18 protein-coding genes are annotated in these 19,539 nt (G+C 63.0%); 7 read left to right on the plus strand and 11 right to left on the minus strand.

From position 1 onward, the window contains the following. Nucleotides 1–124: 124 nt before the first annotated feature. The 3 genes from L981_RS10905 to L981_RS10915 all read left to right on the plus strand — a co-directional run bounded on the left by L981_RS10905 (nt 125) and on the right by L981_RS10915 (nt 3,237). A complete protein-coding gene (locus L981_RS10905) occupies nt 125–373 on the plus strand; it encodes a winged helix-turn-helix domain-containing protein (protein ID WP_371258858.1) in 249 nt (82 codons plus the stop codon). Continuing rightward, complete coding sequence (locus L981_RS10910; RefSeq protein WP_052201740.1) at nt 370–1,839, plus strand: HAMP domain-containing sensor histidine kinase; 1,470 nt, start codon at nt 370–372, stop codon at nt 1,837–1,839. The genes L981_RS10905 and L981_RS10910 overlap by 4 nt, the downstream gene beginning before the upstream one ends. Before the next feature lie 144 nt (nt 1,840–1,983). Beyond that, the gene (locus L981_RS10915) at nt 1,984–3,237 is read left to right on the plus strand and encodes an adenylate/guanylate cyclase domain-containing protein (protein WP_043615200.1); all 1,254 of its coding nucleotides are present in this window, start codon (nt 1,984–1,986) and stop codon (nt 3,235–3,237) included. 57 nt (nt 3,238–3,294) lie between these two features. Here the strand turns inward: L981_RS10915 and hutC are convergent, their stop codons facing one another. Continuing rightward, on the minus strand, nt 3,295–4,074 hold the full coding sequence (gene hutC, locus L981_RS10920) for a histidine utilization repressor (RefSeq protein WP_052201741.1): 780 nt from the start codon (nt 4,072–4,074) through the stop codon (nt 3,295–3,297). A 142-nt stretch (nt 4,075–4,216) separates the two neighbouring features. Further along, a complete protein-coding gene (locus L981_RS10925) occupies nt 4,217–4,408 on the minus strand; it encodes a hypothetical protein (protein WP_043615202.1) in 192 nt (63 codons plus the stop codon). Between the two features lie 287 nt (nt 4,409–4,695). Between L981_RS10925 and repA the strand changes: the two genes are divergently transcribed. From repA to L981_RS10945, 4 genes are all read left to right on the plus strand, one after another. Next, nucleotides 4,696–5,892 (plus strand): plasmid partitioning protein RepA, encoded by a 1,197-nt coding sequence (gene repA / locus L981_RS10930; RefSeq protein ID WP_043615379.1) that lies wholly within the window; start codon nt 4,696–4,698, stop codon nt 5,890–5,892. Between the two features lie 3 nt (nt 5,893–5,895). After that, a complete protein-coding gene (gene repB / locus L981_RS10935; protein WP_043615204.1) occupies nt 5,896–6,897 on the plus strand; it encodes a plasmid partitioning protein RepB in 1,002 nt (333 codons plus the stop codon). A gap of 154 nt (nt 6,898–7,051) precedes the next feature. Next, a complete protein-coding gene (repC, locus tag L981_RS10940; protein ID WP_043615206.1) occupies nt 7,052–8,320 on the plus strand; it encodes a plasmid replication protein RepC in 1,269 nt (422 codons plus the stop codon). 708 nt (nt 8,321–9,028) lie between these two features. Then, on the plus strand, nt 9,029–10,192 hold the full coding sequence (locus tag L981_RS10945) for an RHE_PE00001 family protein (protein WP_043615208.1): 1,164 nt from the start codon (nt 9,029–9,031) through the stop codon (nt 10,190–10,192). 42 nt (nt 10,193–10,234) lie between these two features. On the opposite strand, the gene L981_RS10950 is transcribed toward L981_RS10945, so the two are convergent. From L981_RS10950 to L981_RS10990, 9 genes are all read right to left on the minus strand, one after another. Beyond that, entirely contained in the window at nt 10,235–10,450 is a 216-nt protein-coding gene (locus L981_RS10950) for a hypothetical protein (protein WP_043615210.1), read from the minus strand. Nucleotides 10,451–10,505: 55 nt separating this feature from the next. Next, nucleotides 10,506–11,204: a helix-turn-helix domain-containing protein gene (locus L981_RS10955; RefSeq protein ID WP_052201742.1), complete on the minus strand. Its 699-nt coding sequence runs from the start codon at nt 11,202–11,204 to the stop codon at nt 10,506–10,508. Nucleotides 11,205–11,293: 89 nt separating this feature from the next. After that, nucleotides 11,294–11,689 (minus strand): hypothetical protein, encoded by a 396-nt coding sequence (locus L981_RS34485; protein WP_156134051.1) that lies wholly within the window; start codon nt 11,687–11,689, stop codon nt 11,294–11,296. Between the two features lie 180 nt (nt 11,690–11,869). Then, nucleotides 11,870–13,375, minus strand: coding sequence for a tripartite tricarboxylate transporter permease (locus L981_RS10965; protein ID WP_043615214.1), 1,506 nt, complete (start codon nt 13,373–13,375; stop codon nt 11,870–11,872). A gap of 10 nt (nt 13,376–13,385) precedes the next feature. Next, nucleotides 13,386–13,847 (minus strand): tripartite tricarboxylate transporter TctB family protein, encoded by a 462-nt coding sequence (locus tag L981_RS10970; RefSeq protein ID WP_043615217.1) that lies wholly within the window; start codon nt 13,845–13,847, stop codon nt 13,386–13,388. 219 nt (nt 13,848–14,066) lie between these two features. Next, entirely contained in the window at nt 14,067–15,044 is a 978-nt protein-coding gene (locus L981_RS10975) for a tripartite tricarboxylate transporter substrate-binding protein (protein ID WP_043615220.1), read from the minus strand. Between the two features lie 228 nt (nt 15,045–15,272). Beyond that, the gene (locus L981_RS10980; protein ID WP_043615223.1) at nt 15,273–16,058 is read right to left on the minus strand and encodes a pseudouridine synthase; all 786 of its coding nucleotides are present in this window, start codon (nt 16,056–16,058) and stop codon (nt 15,273–15,275) included. 73 nt (nt 16,059–16,131) lie between these two features. Beyond that, entirely contained in the window at nt 16,132–17,694 is a 1,563-nt protein-coding gene (locus L981_RS10985) for a D-aminopeptidase (RefSeq protein ID WP_043615226.1), read from the minus strand. A 97-nt stretch (nt 17,695–17,791) separates the two neighbouring features. After that, nucleotides 17,792–19,510: an ABC transporter ATP-binding protein gene (locus tag L981_RS10990; RefSeq protein WP_043615229.1), complete on the minus strand. Its 1,719-nt coding sequence runs from the start codon at nt 19,508–19,510 to the stop codon at nt 17,792–17,794. Between the last annotated feature and the right edge of the window lie 29 nt (nt 19,511–19,539).

Raw genomic sequence — 19,539 nt, forward strand, 5'->3', positions numbered from 1 at the left:
ACAATTCGGTAAAAACAGGAATCCCTATTGAGTACAGACCCTAGCCCGCCGGCCGGTCACGCTCAAATCGGAGCAAACGAAAGTCGGGCGGCTCATCTACGACTTCCGCCACCGGGAGGCTGCCGTGGACGACAAGCCGCTCGACCTCCTGCGCCGGGAACGGCTTGCGCTCGAAGCGCTGATGCGGCGGCCCGGCCGAACCGTGCTCAGGGCGACGCTTGAGGAATCGGTCTACGCCATGGAAGACGAGATCGAATCCAACGCGCTCGACTCCCATCTTTCGCGCCTGCGCCGCAAGCTCGACGATGTCGGCGCCGGCGTCGAAATCCGGGCGATCCGCAACCTCGGCTATCTCCTGCGCGCGACGACATGATCAAGGTTCGTCCGCGCTCGCTGCAATGGGTCCTCGTCCGTCGGCTGATCCTCCTGCAGGCAGCCACGTTGGTCGTCTTCATCGGGCTCCTCTTCCTGGGCGTGTTCATCGCCCAGCCACGCCTCCTCGTCGACAACGAAGCCGCTGTGGATGTGCTCGACCGCGCCGTCGGGCGCGACGCGAACGGCCTGCTGACCGTGCACGAGACGGAGGACCTGCGGGAGCTTCGCCAGTCCTATCCCAATCTCTGGTACATCGTCCGCGACGCCGCCGGCCAGGTCGTGCGCTACGGAAACGTCCCTGCCCCCTATGAGGGAGCCGGCGACGACCTGCTGCAACGGGTGGAGGGAGCGAAACTGCTTTTCGAAGAGGGCGGCACGCTGCCGGACGCGGTCCTCCACAATGTGGAGACCGAAGCCGGCCGGGTCCAGATCCTCACCGCGACCGTTTCTTCCCGCCGCGACAACGAACCGTTGGACGTGCAGATCAGCATCAATGTCGATATGGCGCGCGACCTCGACGGTAAGACGGCCTGGATGGCGGTCATGCCGACACTTGTCCTCGTCGTCCTTTGCTTCCTTTTGCCGATCATCCTGGTCATGGGGGTCTCCACCCTGCTGACGACACCGGCTGTCGTGCGCCGCTCGCTCGCAAGCCTCGTTTCGACCGCCGACCAGGCGGGGCGCATCGACATCGACAACCGCGCTGTGCAGCTCGAAACCGAAGAAGTGCCGACCGAAATCGCCCCTCTGGTGCGGGCTTTCAACCGGGCCCTGGCGCGGCTTGGAGAAGGATACGACCAGCGCAACCGTTTCCTGACCGACGCGGCCCACGAGTTGCGCACCCCGATCGCGATCCTGCGGACCCGCGCTGAGCTTCTGCAGGAAGACGCCGAAACGACGCGCCTGAGGCTCGATATCGAACGCCTGTCGCATCTCGCCCAGCAGCTTCTCGACCGGCAGGTCCTCGAACATGCCGGCGGCCCGCTCGAAGCGGTCGATCTCGTCGCTCTCGGGAGGGTCATGGCTGCCGACTTCGCGCCGCTTGCGTTCGAAGCCGGCTACGAGCTGGCATTCGAAGGCGAAGCGCCGGCCGCCCTGGTCCGCGCCCGCCCGCGGCAGATCGAGCAGGCCGTGGCCAATCTCCTGCGCAACGCCATCGAACATGGCGGCGGTGCCGGCACGATCACCGTGCTGGTCGATGCCGCCGGCGGGCTCGAAATCCATGACGAAGGTGCCGGCATTCCGGTGGAGGAACGCGAGCGCGTCTTCGAGCCTTTCTATCGCTTGCGCCCGCGCTCCACCGGCGCCGGCCTCGGGCTCAATCTCGCGCGGGAGATCGCTCGGCTCCACGGCGGGCGTATCGACATTCTCGCCGGTCCATGGCGCGGCACGCGGGTGCGCCTGCAATTGCCGTTGATCGACGGAAACCGACCTGCGGCCACGCCGGCGCGCCCAATCGCCTGACGGAAGCGGGCGGCATGCCGCCCCAGATTTCTCAAAAGCTTTTCCGGTTGCCCCTTATCAAGGCGCTGCTGATGCTCCACATTTGCTGCGATACATCGTTCGGCTTACGCGGCTTCACCCGTTTGAGCGTCATGGAGAACAGCAATGCAGACCCCATCTGAGGCCCCCTCGCCTTCACCCGAGGATGGCAGCTGGCCGGCTCGACGCCAAAGCGTGCTCGACTGGCTGATCATCGAAACGCGCAACGAGCGCTTCATCGACAACATCCTCGTCGAGTTGGGCGAACGGCTGCAGGCAGCCGGTGTTCCCGTCGCGCGCGCCACCTTGCACTTCCGCATCAACCATCCGCAATGGCTGGGCGCCCGCATTCTCTGGCGCAAGGGACTGGCCGAGGGCGAAATCGATCTCTACGATTATGGCACCCAGAACACCGCTCTCTACCTCAACAGCCCGCTCTACGTGATCAACAACGGGGGCACCGAGGTTCGGACCAACCTTGAGGACCTGACGGAAGAGCAGGAGCAGAGCTCGCTTTATGTGGACCTCAGAGCGGAAGGCCTGACCGAATACATCGCCTGGCCACTCGAGCACACGCTCGGCAAACGCCACATCGTCACCTTTGCCACCGACCGGAAGGGCGGCTTCGAAGACGAGCATCTGGCCTTCCTCGCGAAAATGGTGCCGGCGCTGGCGCTGGTCAGTGAAATCCGACTGAAGAACCGCTTCGTCCGAACGCTGCTCGAAACCTATGTTGGCCCGCACGCCAGCGAACAGATCCTTGCCGGGGCCACGACACGGGGCAGCGGCGTCACCGTCGGTGCCGCCATCCTCATCTGCGACCTGCGCAATTTCACCAAGCTTTCCGATCTCTGGCCGCGCGACGACGTGATCGAACTGCTCAACGCCTATTTCGACGCCATGTCGGAACCGATCGAGCGCCATGGCGGCGAGATCCTCAAGTTCATGGGCGACGGGCTGCTGGCGATCTTTCCGTTAAGCAACCCTGACGCCGCCGAGAACCTGCTCCAGGCGATCCGGGAGGCGGAAGCAGCCATTGTCGTCCTCAATCAGGACAATCTCGCGAAGGGTCGCGAGCCGTTCGGCTACGGGATCGGCGTGCATGTCGGCGACGTGATGTACGGTAACATCGGCTCGCGCCGCCGGCTCGACTTCACCGTCATCGGCCCCGCCGTCAACATCGCGTCGAGGCTTGAAAGCCTGACCAAGGAAACCAAGCGTCCGGTGCTCTTGTCGCGCGCCTTCGTCGAGCTCGCCGGTTGCGCCTCCAGCATGGAACATCTCGGCGCCTACCCCGTCAGGGGGATCGGCGAACCGATCGAGGTCTTCGCTTTTTCCGGCAACGAACCATCGCCGAGGCTGCGCGTCGCCGCGGGATAGCTGGCGCTATTGCTACCCCGGCCTCACGAGTTGTCCGCGGACAACCGGTGAGGCCGGTTAGCCGATCGGGCTCGGCGCGAATTGAGCAACGAGTTCGTGGCGGTCGCCGGGATAGGTGAGCCGTACATGGGTGACCGGCGCCCGTCCGCTCCAGGTGCGCCGCTCGATGACGAGGCAGGCGGTGCCGGTGGCGATGTCGAGCGCCTGCGCTGCCGATTTACTGGCCGCAACGGCGCGAATGCGGTGTTCGGCCGTGCTCCACGGCACCTTGCCGAGCAGCCACGAACCGGGCGCTGCAGTCTCGAACGTTTCCTCCTCGGCCTCCGGAACCGCAGAAAGGCTGATAAGCCGCTCCTCGAAGCAAAAGGGACGCGAGCCGGCAAAATGCCGGCACGTTACGTCCAGCAGCTTGCCAGAGTTCGGGAGATCCAGGCGTTCCCGATCCCGGCCTTCGACCTTGCGCACTTTTCGCTCATCGACGCGGAAGCTGTAATCGAGCCCCAGCGACTGGACTTCTAGTTTGACGTCGTGGATCTCCATGACGGCGGACTGGACCTGCGGGAATGTAACGTAGCTTCCCGACTTGCGCCGCCGCTCAATCAGCCCGCGCTTGACGAGTTCCGTCAGGGCCTTGTTCACCGTCATGCGCGAGCAGTCGTATTGCTCGGTCAGTTCGTGCTCGAACGGGATGCGGTGTCCGGGCGGCCACTCCCCGGAAAGGATGCGCCCTTCGACGTCACCGAGTATGCGCTGATGCAGCGACAGCACCTGCCCCTGATTGTCGGCCGTATCGCCAGGCGGAGCACTTGAAACGGATCGATCTTGCTTGGTGTCCATGACAGCGAACTTAATCAATTCGCAGCCACGAAACAGCCCTTCTCTCTCCGATTTGCGCTTTTCCACGACCGCGGAAATCGACTTGCTCGTTGACAGCTGTCAACGGCTTGACCGGCGCAGTCTGGCGCCACGCCGGCGCTCCTCAGTAAAGGAGGTGCCAAGGGGTCAGGAAAGCACGCGCCCATTCCTGATTACGATCGGACTCTTCGCACGCCGCCGTGTCGAGCGTCGTGGAAGCGACATCCACTTCCGGCTGTCGCTTTGCCTTAATCGCCTTCGGCAAAGGCGGGGGCGGCTCGAGATAGCCAAGGGTCATTCCGCCGAGATAGAACATCAGGAAGCTCCGTGCATCCAATCGCCAACTGAACACAATCCTGACACAATTAGATCGGCTGTCAATAGTCTATTAAATCTATGCTCTAATTGAAGATGCACCCGCATCCCCGAACAGGAGTTGTCCGCGGACAACCGGATTGCGCCGTGGGCCCCCTTCCCGCCACCAGGGCCGGACATCCGCCAAAACGCTATGCATTTGTAAAACCGCGCCGAATCGGAGCATAGTGCATCTGCGCATATTGTCCGGATATGACGATTTTTGCGCAGTTTTCGGGGATATCAATGTTGCAGCAAAAAATTCAAAGCCAGGACGCACAGGAGCATCTGCCGACGCTTCTGGCTGCCGACGCTTTGGAGCTTGCCCATCAGCTGCAGCAGCACCAAAAGAAAATCTTCCCCCCGCAGGCACAAAAGCAGATGCGTCTCTTCAGCCCTGCCGAAGCCGCAGCCTTCATCGGAATCGGCGAAGGCTATCTGCGGCAGGTGGCCTCAGAGGGCCACGGCCCAGCGCCCTTGTCAAACGGTCGGCGCATGTATGCCGTTTCCGACATCGAACGCATTCGCCGCGTTCTCGACGACGGCGGCAAGTCGGGCAAATATGTCCCGCACCGGCGCGGCGATGAAAAGCTGCAGGTCCTGTCTGTGATGAATTTCAAGGGCGGGTCGGCAAAGACGACGACCTCCGCCCACCTCGCCCAATATCTGGCGCTGCGCGGCTATAGAACGCTCGCGATCGACCTCGATCCGCAAGCCTCGCTATCCGCCCTCTTCGGCCACCAGCCGGAGCTGGATGTCGGCGAAGGCGAGACGCTCTATGGCGCAATCCGCTATGACGCCCCGCGGCCGATCGCCGATATCGTGCGGTCGACCTACACGGCCAATCTGCATCTCATTCCCGGCAATCTCGAACTCATGGAATTCGAGCACGAAACGCCGAAGGCGATGATGACGGGCGGGGCTGCCGAAACCCTTTTCTTTGCCCGTATCGGCGACGTGCTCGCCGATATCGAGAGCTTCTACGACATCGTCGTCATCGACTGCCCGCCGCAGCTCGGCTTCCTCACCATGTCGGCGCTCTGTGCTGCGACCTCCGTGCTGATCACCGTGCATCCGCAGATGCTCGACGTCATGTCGATGTCGCAGTTCCTGTCGATGACGAGCGAGCTGATGAGCGTCGTCGAAAAGGCCGGTGGCCGCACCAGCTATGACTGGATGCGCTATCTCGGAACGCGGTTCGAGCCCAACGACGGCCCGCAAAGCCAGATGACCGGTTTCATGCGCGCCATTTTCGGCAATCGCATGCTGCAGAACGCCATGGTGAAGTCGACAGCCATCTCCGACGCCGGCGTGACGAAGCAAACGCTCTACGAAGTCGAGCGCGCGCAGTTTGTCCGCGGCACCTACGACCGCGCCATGGACTCTCTCAATCTCGTCAATGGCGAGATCGAGGACCTGGTCCGCAAGGTCTGGGGGAGGAAGTAATCCATGGCCCGCAAGAACCTGATCGGAATATCGGACGAGCGCATCGACGATGCCAACGGAGCACCGGGCAATGACCGGCCGATCGCCGGGCTGATGGCCGGAGCCCGCCCCCCGACCGTGGTCGGAGGCATCACCCGGTCCCTGTCGAACATCACGCAGAAAGTCGAGCGTGCCCAGGAGCTCGAACGGCAGCTCGCCGAAGGGCAAGCGGTCGTCGAACTCGATCCGTCGCTCATCGATGCATCCTTCATCGTCGATCGCCTCGGGATCGCCGCCGAAGCCCAATTGAGCCTCGCCGAACAGATGCGGGAGCACGGACAACAGGTGCCTATCCTGGTTCGGCCGCACCCGACCGCCGAGGGGCGCTACCAGGTCGCCTATGGCCATCGCCGTCTGGCTGCTGCCCGCGACATCGGCAGCAGTGTTCGTGCGGTCGTTCGCAATCTCAATGACGAGCAACTGGTCGTCTCCCAGGGACAGGAAAACAACACCCGTTCCGACCTCTCGTTCATCGAGCGGTCGCTCTTTGGCAGTCGCCTTGAAGATCGCGGGTTTTCGCGCGAGATCATCATGTCGGCGCTGGGTGTCGACAAAGCCGCCCTGTCGAAGATGATTTCGGTTGTTCGCCGGCTACCGATTGCGCTGATCGAGGCCATCGGGCCCGCGCCATCGATTGGACGGCGCCGCTGGTTCGAACTCGCTGACCTCGTCGCGCAAGACGGCAAGCAGAGGGTCGCAGACGACTTCATGCAAAGCCGGGAATTCCAGAAGGCTGGCAGCGATCAGCGCTTCGACGCCTTGTGTACTTTCTTAAGCGCCTCCAGAGCGCGTGCCCGTCCGATCCCATGGCTGGCGCCAGATAACACAACCCCGGTGCGGATCCGTGAAACGGACAGCGAGACAACGCTTGCCTTCAGCAGCAAGACGGCACCGGGCTTTGCAGATTTCGTGAGGCAGAGGCTCAAATCTCTGTACCTCGAATATCAAGAGGAAACAGGAGACTAACTGAGCAAAAGAAAAAGGCTTCCGAACGACTAGCGCTGCGGAAACCCTTCTCTCGTGTAGCAACTAGAGAATCCCATTTCCGCGAATCGGTGTCAAGAGTTTTCAACGTCGTTTCGGCGAACGGATTTCTTTTGCCTTGGAAAAGGTGAAGAAAATGGATCGTGGGATTGTCACGACGCCCTTCGGGCGGCGGTCGATGACGCTTGGGATGTTGGCACACCAACTTTCCAGCGCCTCGGCCGTCGACGACGGGAGCGTCGACAAGTGGAAATTGTTTCGAACGGTATGTGCCGCCAAGACAAGCCTTGGGGTTTCCGACCGTTCGCTCGCGGTGCTGAATGCACTGCTGTCGTTTTATCCGAAGACCGAACTCGACCCGGCTGCCGGCCTCGTCGTGTTTCCGTCGAATGCGCAGCTTTCGCTCCGCACGCACGGCATGGCCGAAACGACGCTGAGGCGGCATCTGACGGCTCTTGTCGAGGCTGGCCTTATCCTCAGGCGCGACAGCCCAAACGGCAAGCGTTATGCACGCCGTGACCGCAAGGGCGCGATCGGCCAGGCCTTTGGCTTCGATCTCGCACCGATGCTCGCACGCGCGTCTGAGTTCGCGGCAGAGGCCGCCCGGCTGGAAGCGGACCGTCGATACCTGCAGATAATGCGCGAACGTCTCAGCCTTTGCCGGCGCGACGTCGTCAAGCTTGTCGAGCTCCTGCGCCAATCCAATCTTCCCCAAGCGGAAGAAGCCGAAACCCGGTGCCAGGCCATCTACACGGCACTGTCGCGCAAGCCGCTCATCACCGAAGTGGAGCGCGCGCTTGCCGTTTTGTCGGCACTCCGCGACAATCTGACTAATTATCTGGAAAACCTGCTGAAAACGCAGAATACGGCTGCCAATGAACGCCAGGATGAGCGGCACATACAGAATTCAGAATCCGATTATCAATCTGAATCTGAAATCGCTTGTGAAAAGGCTGAAGCGGCATTTTCGGATCTTGCTGACACCGAGACGTCATGCACGGCCGATGCTGACATTGTTGCAGGCCGTACAAGGTCGTCCGCTCCTTCCCGCCTTCACGATCACGTCGGCACGCTGCCGGTGGTGCTGAAGGCATGCCCACAGATCCGCGACTATGGCCCGACGGGGCAAATTGGCAGCTGGCGGGACATGTTCGTAGCGGCAACCGTCGTCAGGACGATGCTCGGGGTCAGCCCGGAGGCCTACGATGAGGCATGCGCGGTGCTTGGTCCCGAAACGACGGCAACGGTACTCGCCTGCCTTCTCGAACGGTCCGAGCACATTCATTCGGCCGGAGGCTACCTCCGTGACCTGACGCGTCGCGCGAGAAGCCAGACATTCACCGTCTCGGCGATGCTATCGGCCCGCTTGCGAGCCCAGGCTGGAGTGGTTGCCATGAGCGGATGAACAGCACAGCGGCATGGGCCGTTCAGCAACGGTGCGGCTTGTCTGTGACGTTGAAATGCGGGACACTGGAGCTGCAGGGATTCGTTGACATCTCTCGGTTATTCTTACCTCTGAGATCGTTTTCAGCCTCTCGCCATTCCTCAGAAAACATTGCTGTTTCTCTTTCTTTTGGAAAGGAAGAGGGCATTTTGTTCCGTTGCGCGGATATGCCGTCCAAGGGTTGAGTTTTCTTCATCTCGAGGCGAAGGATTGAGCCTCTTCGGCGATCCTTACTACAGCCAGATCTAGCGGCAGAATCCAAGCTGTTTAGGTGGCAAATGAGCGGGCTGTTGCCAGCTGTCAACAGGTTGACGGTTTGGAGCTGCGCCCCCTCCCCTCAAAACGCTGAGCCGCGAAAGGCAACGTACGGCGTACAAGCTTCAGACAGGCGGATCCCGTTGCCGCGTGATTGCGAAACACGAGCATGACCGGAGGAGACAGCGAGTATGGTACGCGAAGAACGAGGAGACCAACACGGTTGACAGCTGTCAACGCAATGCACCGTGACAAGGCAATTCCCACCTGAATAGCAATGCTCGCGCCGTCGTTCTACCGTCATCAGTCGGCGCAGCTTGCCGTGTTCAAGCGGTGGAGAAAGCGTCTCCTGCCTGTTGGGGGAAATGATTCTCGTGTTACGGTCCACATCGGCAGCAACCGTTTACATTCAAAATGCGATACCAGTCTCCCGACCCCTACCATCCAACGCTCATCCCGCTGATGATTTCGGCCGAAGACGCCCTGGCGCGCCTGGATGAGCGTACCAACCGTCATGTCGTAGAGGACGGATACCGCGAACGCGGTCATTTCTTTGATGCGACGGCAGCGCTGTGGGTGGCGGGTGAACTCGTTCACGTCGAGGATCTTGTGCTGCACGATGCCCACATGGACGTCCGTACGCCGACCCACGAATTGACCATCGCCCATTCGGTCCTGAGAACCCGCCGACGCATTTGGCTCGGCGAGCCTGGTTGGGCCCTTTCCGCCCAGGGGCTTGCAACGCTCAGGGGCGAGCAAAGCCCGTCATCGGAGCTTGATCTCCCCGCGCTTGGCCGCGGCGAAACGCGTCAGGCAGCAGGTGCCGACCGCGGACCGGAGCGCGAGGTGGAGGACGAAGGCGACAGCAATCCGATGGCCGCGGAGTTCGCGGCCATAGATGCGGCCATCGCTCGATCGCAACGCCTGCTCGACGCCCATGACCAGGATACTTTGGACGTCGCCGAACGGACGGCGCTTGCCACAGCGCGCGAGCCGGTAGGGCAGCTCGGTCTGCTCTTCGACGAGGATTGGGACGAGGACGCACGTCTCGACGAATGGCGTCAGATGATAACTGCGGCTGATCAGTTGCCACCCTGCCTTGGCGCCGCCTTGCTTTTCGATGCCTGGGACCGGAAGGAACCCCTGCGCCGTCAGCATTGGCTGGGGGCACTGTTGGTCGGCGCTTACCTACGCTCCAGAGGCAAGGTTACCTCCCACCTGCTGTCGTTCAACACAGGCCTGAAGACCATCCGCTATGAGCGACGGAGGTCCCAGGATGCACTGACCCGCTGGAGCGCGTTCCTGGAGGCGATGACGGTGACGGCGGATCTCGGTCTCAAGGAACTCGACCGGCTGTCGCTCGCGAAGACCCAGATGGACATGCGCATCCGCGATCGTCGTTCCAACAGCAGCCTGCCCGCCTTGATCGACCTGGTTCTGTCGCGGCCGATCGTTTCGGCGGCTCTGGTCGCCAAGCATGTCGGCGTAACACCGCGTGGCGCGCTGAACCTTGTTCGCGAGCTTGGCATCCGCGAGATGACCGGCCGCGGGCGTTACCGCGGCTGGGGCGTGCTTTGAGCCGGCTTTAGGCCTGAAAGCTTGATGCCGGGATGGGTGGCGTCAGCCCATCGTGATCAGGATCAGTAGAACGAAGATTACCGGCACCAGTGTCAGGGCCGGAATGATGATTGCCGGGTATCCGAAGGTGAGGATGGCGAGCAGCCAGAGCAGCGCACAGTTGACGAGAAACAGCACCTTGGCTGTCTGTGAACCTTGCACGGCTTCCTTCAGCATCCAGCCGAACACCGGCACGTGGTAGACAAGTCTCGCAATCATGGTTTTTCCTTTGCGTAGGTGGCCGCATTGGGGGGACAGGCGGCGCGGGTTTTATTCAGGGGCGTGTCGTGTCGCCGGTCCGTTGGCGGGTGAAACCAGCGGTCGCTTCGAGGCGTTCGGGATCAAGGACGCGCATTGTCTTCGGGTGGCTGAAGTCGATCAGGCCTTCGCGCTTGAAGCGATTGAGACAGCGGCTCACCGTTTCGACGGTAAGACCGAGCCAGTCCGCAAGGTCGGCGCGGGTCAGGTGCAGGTGGAAGCTCAACCGGGCAGGGGCGCCGTTGCGGCCGGTCCGGTTGAACAGGCGCGACAGTTCCACCAATGCACTGGCGACTTTCTCGCTGGCGGTCTTGCGGCCAAGCAGCGTGGCATGAATCAGCATCCGATGAAGCGTCGTCTTCAGCTCGCTCGCAACGGCCGGATTGGTTGCGTTGAGATCCGCATCACCCAAGGGTTCGATGCGGGCGATGCTCAGCGTTTCGGCGGTGGCGATGTTGCGGCCGTCGATGGTAAAACCGAAGAGCCGGCCCGGTCCGAGCACGTCGGTGATCTGCCGGCGACCATCGTCGAGGAGTTGCGAAAGCACGACGCAGCCGTCAACGACACGGTAGAGCGCGCGGTTGCGCCCGCCCTCATAGAGCAGGGTCAGGTTTTCGCCGACGACACGGCTGCGCGATGCCGGGCGAGGCGGCCTTATCGAGGACACGCGGGGAGGAGCCGCTGGCGCGGCAGTGGTGATCAGGGTTTCTGGCATGAAAAACGTCCGCATAACCGAGGCAAGGGGGCGTGACGCCCCGATGCCGACCGGCGTCGAAGGAGGATGTTGACAGCTGTCAACGGAGGTCAAAGCCGGATGACGACCTGCGGTGGGCCTCGTGGACGGGCATTGGGAGCGTGAACTTGCGGCGTCGGTTGAACTGCCGACACCCGGATTGCAGGCGTGCGGCTCCCCTCCAGACGTTCGCTGAGAGAACCGTCCGGCGGCGCCAGCAGCGCCCAGAAGAACCGACAGGCGCTGCAGACATGTTTATGACCGGGCTGCTCCTTGCCGTCATCACCCAAACCGGTCTGGCAAAAGTCGGGCAAGGATCCGTCGGGCAGGGCATAAAGCGCCAGTTCCGCCGCCGGCGGGCGCGCGGCGAGCGCAGGGCCGAGATGGGCAAAACCAAGCAGGAACAGAGCCGCGGCGCAAAGCATGCGCACGGCATTGTTCCATCTGGCTTTCTCGCGACGTGTCATCGCCCCGGCTCGTTCCTGTTTCGATGGGGCAGAGATAGGCGACCGGCTTGATAAAGCTCAATGTGGCAAACCGCGCAGGGGCAGAATGCCGCAGGCAACAAAACGCCGCGCATCCGATTGGAGGCGCGGCGATTAAAGTATTGAATTATATAACTATTGTTGCAAAATTGGCGGGCAGGATCAATCCTCCTCGACAAAGACCTCCTGGCGCTTGGCCTTCACGCTGGGCAGGAACACGACGACGAGCACCAGAGCCGCAATCAGAAGCAGGATGGCGCTGATCGGCCGGGTGACGAAGGTCGTCGGGTCGCCGCGCGACAGGATCATGGCCCGACGAAGGTTTTCTTCGAGCAGTGGCCCGAGCACGAAGCCGAGCAGCAGCGGCGCCGGTTCGCAGCGCAGCTTCAACAGCAGGTAGCCGACCAGGCCGAAGAAGGCGACAGCATAGAGGTCGTAGACGTTGGAGTTGACGCTGTAGACCCCGATCGAGCAGAAGGCCATGATGATCGGGAACAAGACGTAGTAGGGGATCTTGAGCAGCTTCACCCAAAGCCCGATCAACGGAAGGTTCAGAACCACCAGCATCAGGTTGCCGATCCACATCGAGGCGATGATACCCCAGAAGAGGGCCGGTTGCTCGGTGGCAACGTTCGGTCCGGGCACGATGCCCTGGATGATCATCGCACCGATCATCAGCGCCATGACAGGGTTGGCGGGGATGCCGAGGGTCAGGAGCGGAATGAACGAGGTCTGCGCGCCGGCATTGTTGGCGCTTTCCGGACCGGCAACGCCGGCGATGGCGCCGTGGCCGAACTCCTCGGGATGGTCCGAGACGCGTTTCTCCACGGTGTAGGACGCAAAGGCGGCGAGGATCGCGCCGCCGCCGGGCAGGATGCCGAGCGCCGATCCGATGATGGTACCGCGCACGACGGGCGCGAACATGCGCTTGAAATCGTCCTTGGTCGGCATCAGGTCCGTGACCTTGGCCATCAGCACCTCGCGGGTGCTTTCGTTTTCAAGGTTGCGCAGGATCTCGGCGATCCCGAAGACGCCGACGGCGAGGGCCACGAAGTTCAGTCCGTCGGCATATTCCCGGATGCCGAGGGTAAAGCGCGGCGTGCCGGAGTAGATATCCGTGCCGACAAGCCCAAGCAAAAGGCCGAGGGCGACCATGGCCAGCGCCTTGACGATCGACCCGTGCGCGAGCGCGATCGACGAGACGAGACCGACGATCATCAGCGAAAAGTACTCGGCGGCGCCGAACTGCAGCGCGATTTCCGTCAGTGGTGGCGCGAAGACCGCGACCAGGAACGTGGAGACGGTGCCGGCGAAGAATGAGCCAAGGGCTGCGATCGCAAGGGCCGCGCCCGCTCGCCCCTTGCGGGCCATCTGATATCCGTCGATCGCAGTGACGGCCGACGAGGATTCGCCCGGCATGTTGATCAGGATCGCCGTGGTCGAACCGCCATATTGCGCGCCGTAGTAGATACCGGCGAGCATGATCAGCGAGGAAACCGGCTCGAGCTGGAAGGTGATCGACAGGAGCATGGCGATGGTTGCGGTGGCGCCGATGCCGGGAAGCACGCCGATCAGGGTGCCGAGAAGCACGCCGATCAGGCAGAAGAGCAGGTTGGCGGGCGAGCCGGCGGTCACAAAGCCGAGCGCGAGATTGTTGAAAAGTTCCATTGCGCGTCTCCTAGAACTGAACCCAGGGGCCGAAGCGCTGGAAGGGCAGGCCGAGGCCATAGCTGAACACGGCGACGGAGAAGGCCGTAAGCACTGCGGAGAGCGCCAAAGCCATGAGCGGGGTCATGCGGCCAGAGGCAAAGCAGGCGATGAGTGCCGTGAAGAACAGCGACGGCACGAAGCCGAGGCCGCGGACCGTGAGGCCGAAGAAGACCGGTGCCGGCAAGATGAAGAGCATGCCACGCAGCGCGATCGCGCCGATCGGTTCCCCCTGGACGCGGGTGGACTGTACGAGGATCACGATGCCAAGCAGCGTCAGGATGATCGCGAGCACGAGCGGGAAATAGCCAGGCCCCATGCGGAAGGCCGTGCCGAGCTCGAGGTTGAAGGCCTGCCAGGCGAAGAACAGGCCGACCGCGGTCAGGATCCCGCCGCAGAGCGCATTGGTGCTATCGAAGGAGAGTGATTTCATCGTGTCCCCATTTGTTTTCGCGGGGTAGCCGGGCCGAGGCGTCGACGGCCTCCCGCATTGGCATTGCCGGCTCGCGCCGGGTTCGCATATTGGGCAACGTCGCGTTGACAGCTGTCAACCGCCGTTGACGGCGCCTGTCCGGACACCGTCGGGAATATGCCCATGTCAGAACCGCCGCGCCCCGAGATGGCTCGAGAGCGCGGCGCGATGAGCGACGGATTAGTCGGCGTACTGGCCGGCGGCTTCGATGACCGGCTTCCAGCGGGCGATTTCGCTTTCGAGCTTGGTCTTCAGTGCGGCCGGCGTGGCGTCTGCGTCCGAAGACGGCTCGGTGCCGAGTTCGCCGAAGCGGGCAACCACGTTCGGATCCTTGAGCGCGACCTGCAGCGACTTCGACAGGCGCTCGGTCACTTCAGCCGGCGTACCCTTCGGCGCGTAGACGCCGTGCCAGATGCCGACCTGCAGGTTCGGCAGGCCACCTTCGGTGGTGGTCGGCAGGTCCGGGAAGACCTTGAGGCGTTCCGGCGAGGTGACGGCGTAAGCCTTGATCGTGCCGCCTTGGATCTGCTTGGTGGTGTTGGTCGTCTGGTCGCACATGATATCGACCTGGCCGCCGAGAAGGTCGGTCATCGCCGGGCCGGTGCCCTTGTAGGGAACGGTGGTCAGCGGCGTTTCGATGGCGCTCATGAACATCATGCCGCAAAGGTGCGAGGCGGCGCCGATGCCGGCGTTGGCGACGGTAACCGTGTCCTTGTTCGCCTTCACATATTCGACGAGGCCCTTGAGGTCGGTCGGTTCGAGGTCCTTGCGCGCGACGATGGTCATCGGTACCTCGGTGACGAGGCCGACATATTCGAAGGCGTTCAGCGTGTCATAGGCGAGCTTGCGGTAGAGCGTTGCGCTGGTCGCCATGCCGATGTGGTGGAGCAGAACGGTATAGCCGTCCGGATCGGCCTGGGCGACGCGACCTGCGCCAAGCGTGCCGCCGGCGCCGCCGACGTTCTCGACGATGATCTGCTGGCCGAGATCCTTCGACATGGATTCGGCAACCAGACGCGCAACCGTATCCGTCGGGCCACCGGCGGAGAAGGGCACGACCATGGTGATCGAACGTTCGGGATAGGTCTGTGCGTTGGCGGAAACGGCAAAAATAGAAAGGGCGGCGACGGCGCCGAGCAATGCGTTGAGGGTTTTCATCTTCTTCCTCCCGGATGAAATATGGCCAGCCGGCAAGGTTTCCTCCCACGCCGGTACTGGGTGCCCCATTTGCAGACGCAATCCGGATGCAGACAACGGCCTGTCCAGGCGATCAGTCGCATTTGTCGGGAGGCGGCAGGGACTTTGGGTGGATTCGGAAACATGGCGGCGCTGGCGTGGGTGGAAATCCACCCATCGCGCGTTTCGGAAAGCCACGGCCATGATTTCCTAGAGGCCGGTGCGCCGCCTCAGATCGGCGATTTCGTCGGCGCTGAGCGCTCGCGCCGCACCCTTCGGCAAATCACCGAGAGCGATCGCCCCGATCGAGACCCGCAACAGCCGCAACACTTCGAAGCCGAGCGCATCGAGCATGCGGCGGATCTGGCGGTTTCGACCCTCCTCGAGCTCCACTTCGATCCACATGTTGCGGTCGCCCGCCCGCAAGCGTTCGGCTCGGGCCGCCCGCAATGTCTCGCCGCCCTCGTCGATACCGGTAACCATTCGCGTGAGATGCGCGTCGTCGATCTGGCCTGTCAGTTGTACGTGGTAGACCTTGCCGACATGGGTTTCCGGGTCGAGCAGTCGCTGGGCAAGCACCGTGTCGTTGGTGAACAACAGGAGGCCCTCGCTCGCCTTGTCGAGGCGGCCGACTGGCGACAGATGGGTGGAATCCACGTCCTTCAGGCAGTCGAAGACCGTCGGCCGGCCTTCCGGGTCATGCCTGGTCGTAACCAGCCCCCGCGGCTTGTTCAGCATCAGATAGACCTTGTCTTCGGCAAGCACGGCCTTACCGTCGACAGCGAGACGGTCCTTGTCGACATCGACCCATGCAGAAAGACCGGGGGCCTTGCGCCCGTTGATGCTGACGCGGCCCTCAAGCACGAGCTTCTCGGCCTGCGTGCGCGAGCAGTACCCCAGCTTGGAAAGGGCACGGGCGACCGTCACGCGTTTGCCCATATCGGCCGCATGACGGCGGCCGGTATCGCGGACTGCTGTCGGTCGCTTCTGTTTCACGTTCTGGTCTTCCGGTTCTCAGTCGTCTCGCGGTGCATCGCTACGCTGCCGAGCATAGCCGGCGGCGCGAGCGTCAGCCGATCTTGCTATAGTCGATCCGCCGGGCGAGCCAGCAGCCGATCGTCAATCCCGTTACCTTGCCGTCTGCGTCACGCGAAACGAGTACGGTCCAGTCTCCCGGTGCCGGCGCGTCCATCGAGCGTTTGCAGCGCAGCTGCCAGACATCTTCGGCGAGCGGCCGCATGGCGTGCATGGCGCCAGAGCCAAGTGAACCGTCGAAACCGCCATAGAAGACGCCGTTGGTGGAGACGATGTCGAGATGGGCGTCGAGTTCTGCCGCATGGTAGCGGCCAGCGATATCCGGCTTGGCGGTGCCGGAGATGCGCGCGGCGTGAACCGTCAGGTTCTCCCGCGGGCGCTCCATGTGAAGCGAGGCGCCTTCCATGCGAAGCGTAACGGCCGCTGACTGTGCGCGGCCATCCGGACCGACGGCAAGCGTCTCGGCGCCCGTGGCGAAGCTCAGCGCGACGCGGGATTTGCCGGTCGGCCTGGTAACGAGTGCAAGGCCCGTTTCCGGATCGAGATAGCTGCCGGTGCCGTCGGCGTCCCAGGTGCCGGTCGCGGGCTCGGCATCGCTGTGGCCAAGGGCGACCTTCATCAGTGCTGTCGCGGCAGCATGGGCGTCGGCCTCGTGATTGAACATCACCACGACGGAAAGGCGCTCAGCGGGCGCGTAGAGCCGGCGGCTGCGGAAACCGCGCAGCGCGCCGCCATGGCCGGTGATGGCGATGTCGCCGATCTTCTCATGCGCAAGGCCGAACCCATAATGGGCCGGGCGGCCATCGGCATAGGTCTGCGGTGCGGACAGGCGGCGATAGAGGCCGTTCGCGTCATTCCGTGTCCGGTCGATGAAGCATTCCCAGGCGAGCATATCGTCGAGCGAAGCGGAAACACCGGCATCGCCGGCCCAGTAGATATTGTTGACCGCCTCGAAATAGCCGGCCGTCTCGTTGCCCTCGTAGCCGACGATCCCATCGGGGGGCAGGCTCGTATCGGCGGTGAGGGCGGCAGTCCGCATGTCGGCTGGGCCGAAGACGGAGTGCTGATAGAGTTCGGCCATCGAGCGTCCGGTATGCTCTTCGATGAGGTCGGCGAGAATGCGGAAATTGCCGTTCGAATAGGAGTAGCGCGTGCCCGGCTCGAAATGGGTCGAACGCGCGGAGGAGAGCAGGGGCCGTGCGTCCTCGCGGCGGAAGACGCCGTCGTGCCTGGCGCCCTGCAGCACGGTCAGCGCCCAGTAGTCGCGCAGCCCCGACTGGTTGTGACAGAGGTGGGCGACCGTCGGGCGCTTGCCTTCAAGCAGAGGCAGGTAGGCGTCGAGCGCGCGGTCGAGCGTCGCCGGTTCGCCGACGGCGTCCAGAAGCACAGCGCAGGTCATCTGCTTGGTGATCGAGCAGATCGGTACGCGGGTCGTCGCCGTCATCGGCTTGCGGGCGGTGAGGTCCGCATAGCCCCAGCTGTGGCTGAGGATCACCTGGCCGTCCCGGACCACGCCGGCGACGCCTCCGGGACCCGGATAGTGCTGGGGCAGGGCCTTTAAGGCGCGTTCGAGAGCGGAGAGTTCAAAAGTGGTCATGGCGCTGAAGGATCGGTCCGACGAAGGGCAGGGTGGTGTCTGTCTTCGTTCGTACCGCTCCCTCCGGGCACTTGCAATGCCGCGCCGACCGCTCTCCTCAGCCGGCGCTGGCCTGGGCGTGATAGAGCCGGCTATAGGCGCCCTTGGCGGCCAGCAGCGTCGCATGCGGCCCCTGCTCGCGAATGCCGCTGCCATCGACGACGACGATGCGGTCGGCATCGCGGATCGTCGCCAGCCGATGCGCGATGATCAGCGTCGTGCGCCCCTTGGAAAGCTCGGCGAGAGACTGCTGGATGGCTCTCTCGGTTTCCGTGTCGAGCGCCGAGGTGGCCTCGTCGAGAATGAGGATCGCCGGGTTTTTCAGGAACATGCGGGCGATCGCCAGCCGCTGCTTCTGCCCGCCGGAAAGCTTGACGCCGCGTTCGCCGATCACCGTGTCCATGCCCTCGGGCAGGGCGGCAATCATGCCGTCGAGCCGGGCGCGCCGCGCTGCGTCCTGGATGTCGGCTTCGCTCGCGCCGAGCCGCCCATAGGCGATGTTGTCGCGGATGGTGCCGGCAAAGAGGAAGACATCCTGTTGCACGATGCCGATCTGGCCGCGCAGCGACGACAGGGTAATGTCGCGGATATCGGTCCCGTCGACGGTGATCGAGCCGTCGCTGACCTCATAGAAGCGCGGCAGCAGCGAGCAGATCGTCGTCTTGCCGGCGCCCGAGGGGCCGACGAAAGCGATCGTCTCGCCGGCATGGATCGTCAGGTCGATGTTCTGGATGATCGGCTTTTCGGCGCTGTAGCCGAACGAGACATTGCGGTAGGTGATGTCGCCCTTGAGATCGGCGACGTCGGTCGCTCCGGGGCGATCCTCGATGTCAGGCTCGGTTTCCATCAGTTCGAGGAAGCGCTTGAAGCCGGCGATGCCCTTCGGATAGGTCTCGATGACCGAGTTGATCTTCTCGACCGGGCGGAAGAAGACGCCAACGAGAAGCAGGAAGCTGACGAAACCGCCGTTGGTCAGCTCGCCCGTCAGCACGAAGTAGCATCCGGTGATCATCACGATCAGCTGCGTCAGCCGCATGCTCATGTAGCTGAGCGATGTGCTCGCCGCCATGATGCGGTAGGCTTCGAGCTTGGTGCGGCGATAGTTCTGGTTGTCGGTCTCGAACAGGCTGCGCTCGTGCTCCTCGTTGGCAAAGGCCTGAACCACGCGCATGCCGCCGACATTTTCCTCGATACGCGCGTTGAAGTCGCCGATCCGGCCGTAGAGATTGCGGAAATTCCGGGTCATGCGCCCGCCGTAGCGGCTGGTCACCCAGGCCGTCAGCGGCACGACGGCGGCGGTGATCAGCGCCAGCTGCCAATGCACCATCAGCATCAGGATCAGCGCGCCGATGAAGGTCATGATCGCAATGAACAGGTCTTCCGGCCCGTGATGCGCGACCTCGCCGATTTCCTCGAGATCCTTGGTCAGCCTTCCGACGAGATGGCCGGTCTTCTGGTTGTCGAAGAACGAGAAGGACAGTTTTTGCAGATGGTCGAAGGCCATGCGCCGCATGTCCGTCTCGATATTGATGCCGAGCATGTGGCCCCAATAGGTGACGGTCGCCATCAGGCCGGTGTTGAGCAGGTAGACGATCAGCAGCCCCACGGAGGACAGCAGGATCAGCGTCCACTCCTGGCTCGGCAACAGCTGGTCGACGAACAGCTTCACCGCAATCGGAAAGCCGAGTTCGAGCAGGCCCGAGAGCACGGCGCAGGAGAAGTCGAGAATGAACAGGCCGCGATAGGGGCGGTAAAACGCGAAGAAACGCTTCAGCATGCACGTGCACTCACTGGGGGCGGGGGGCG

The sequence above is a fragment of the Ensifer sp. ZNC0028 genome, assembly GCF_000799055.1.
GTDB lineage: Bacteria > Pseudomonadota > Alphaproteobacteria > Rhizobiales > Rhizobiaceae > Ensifer.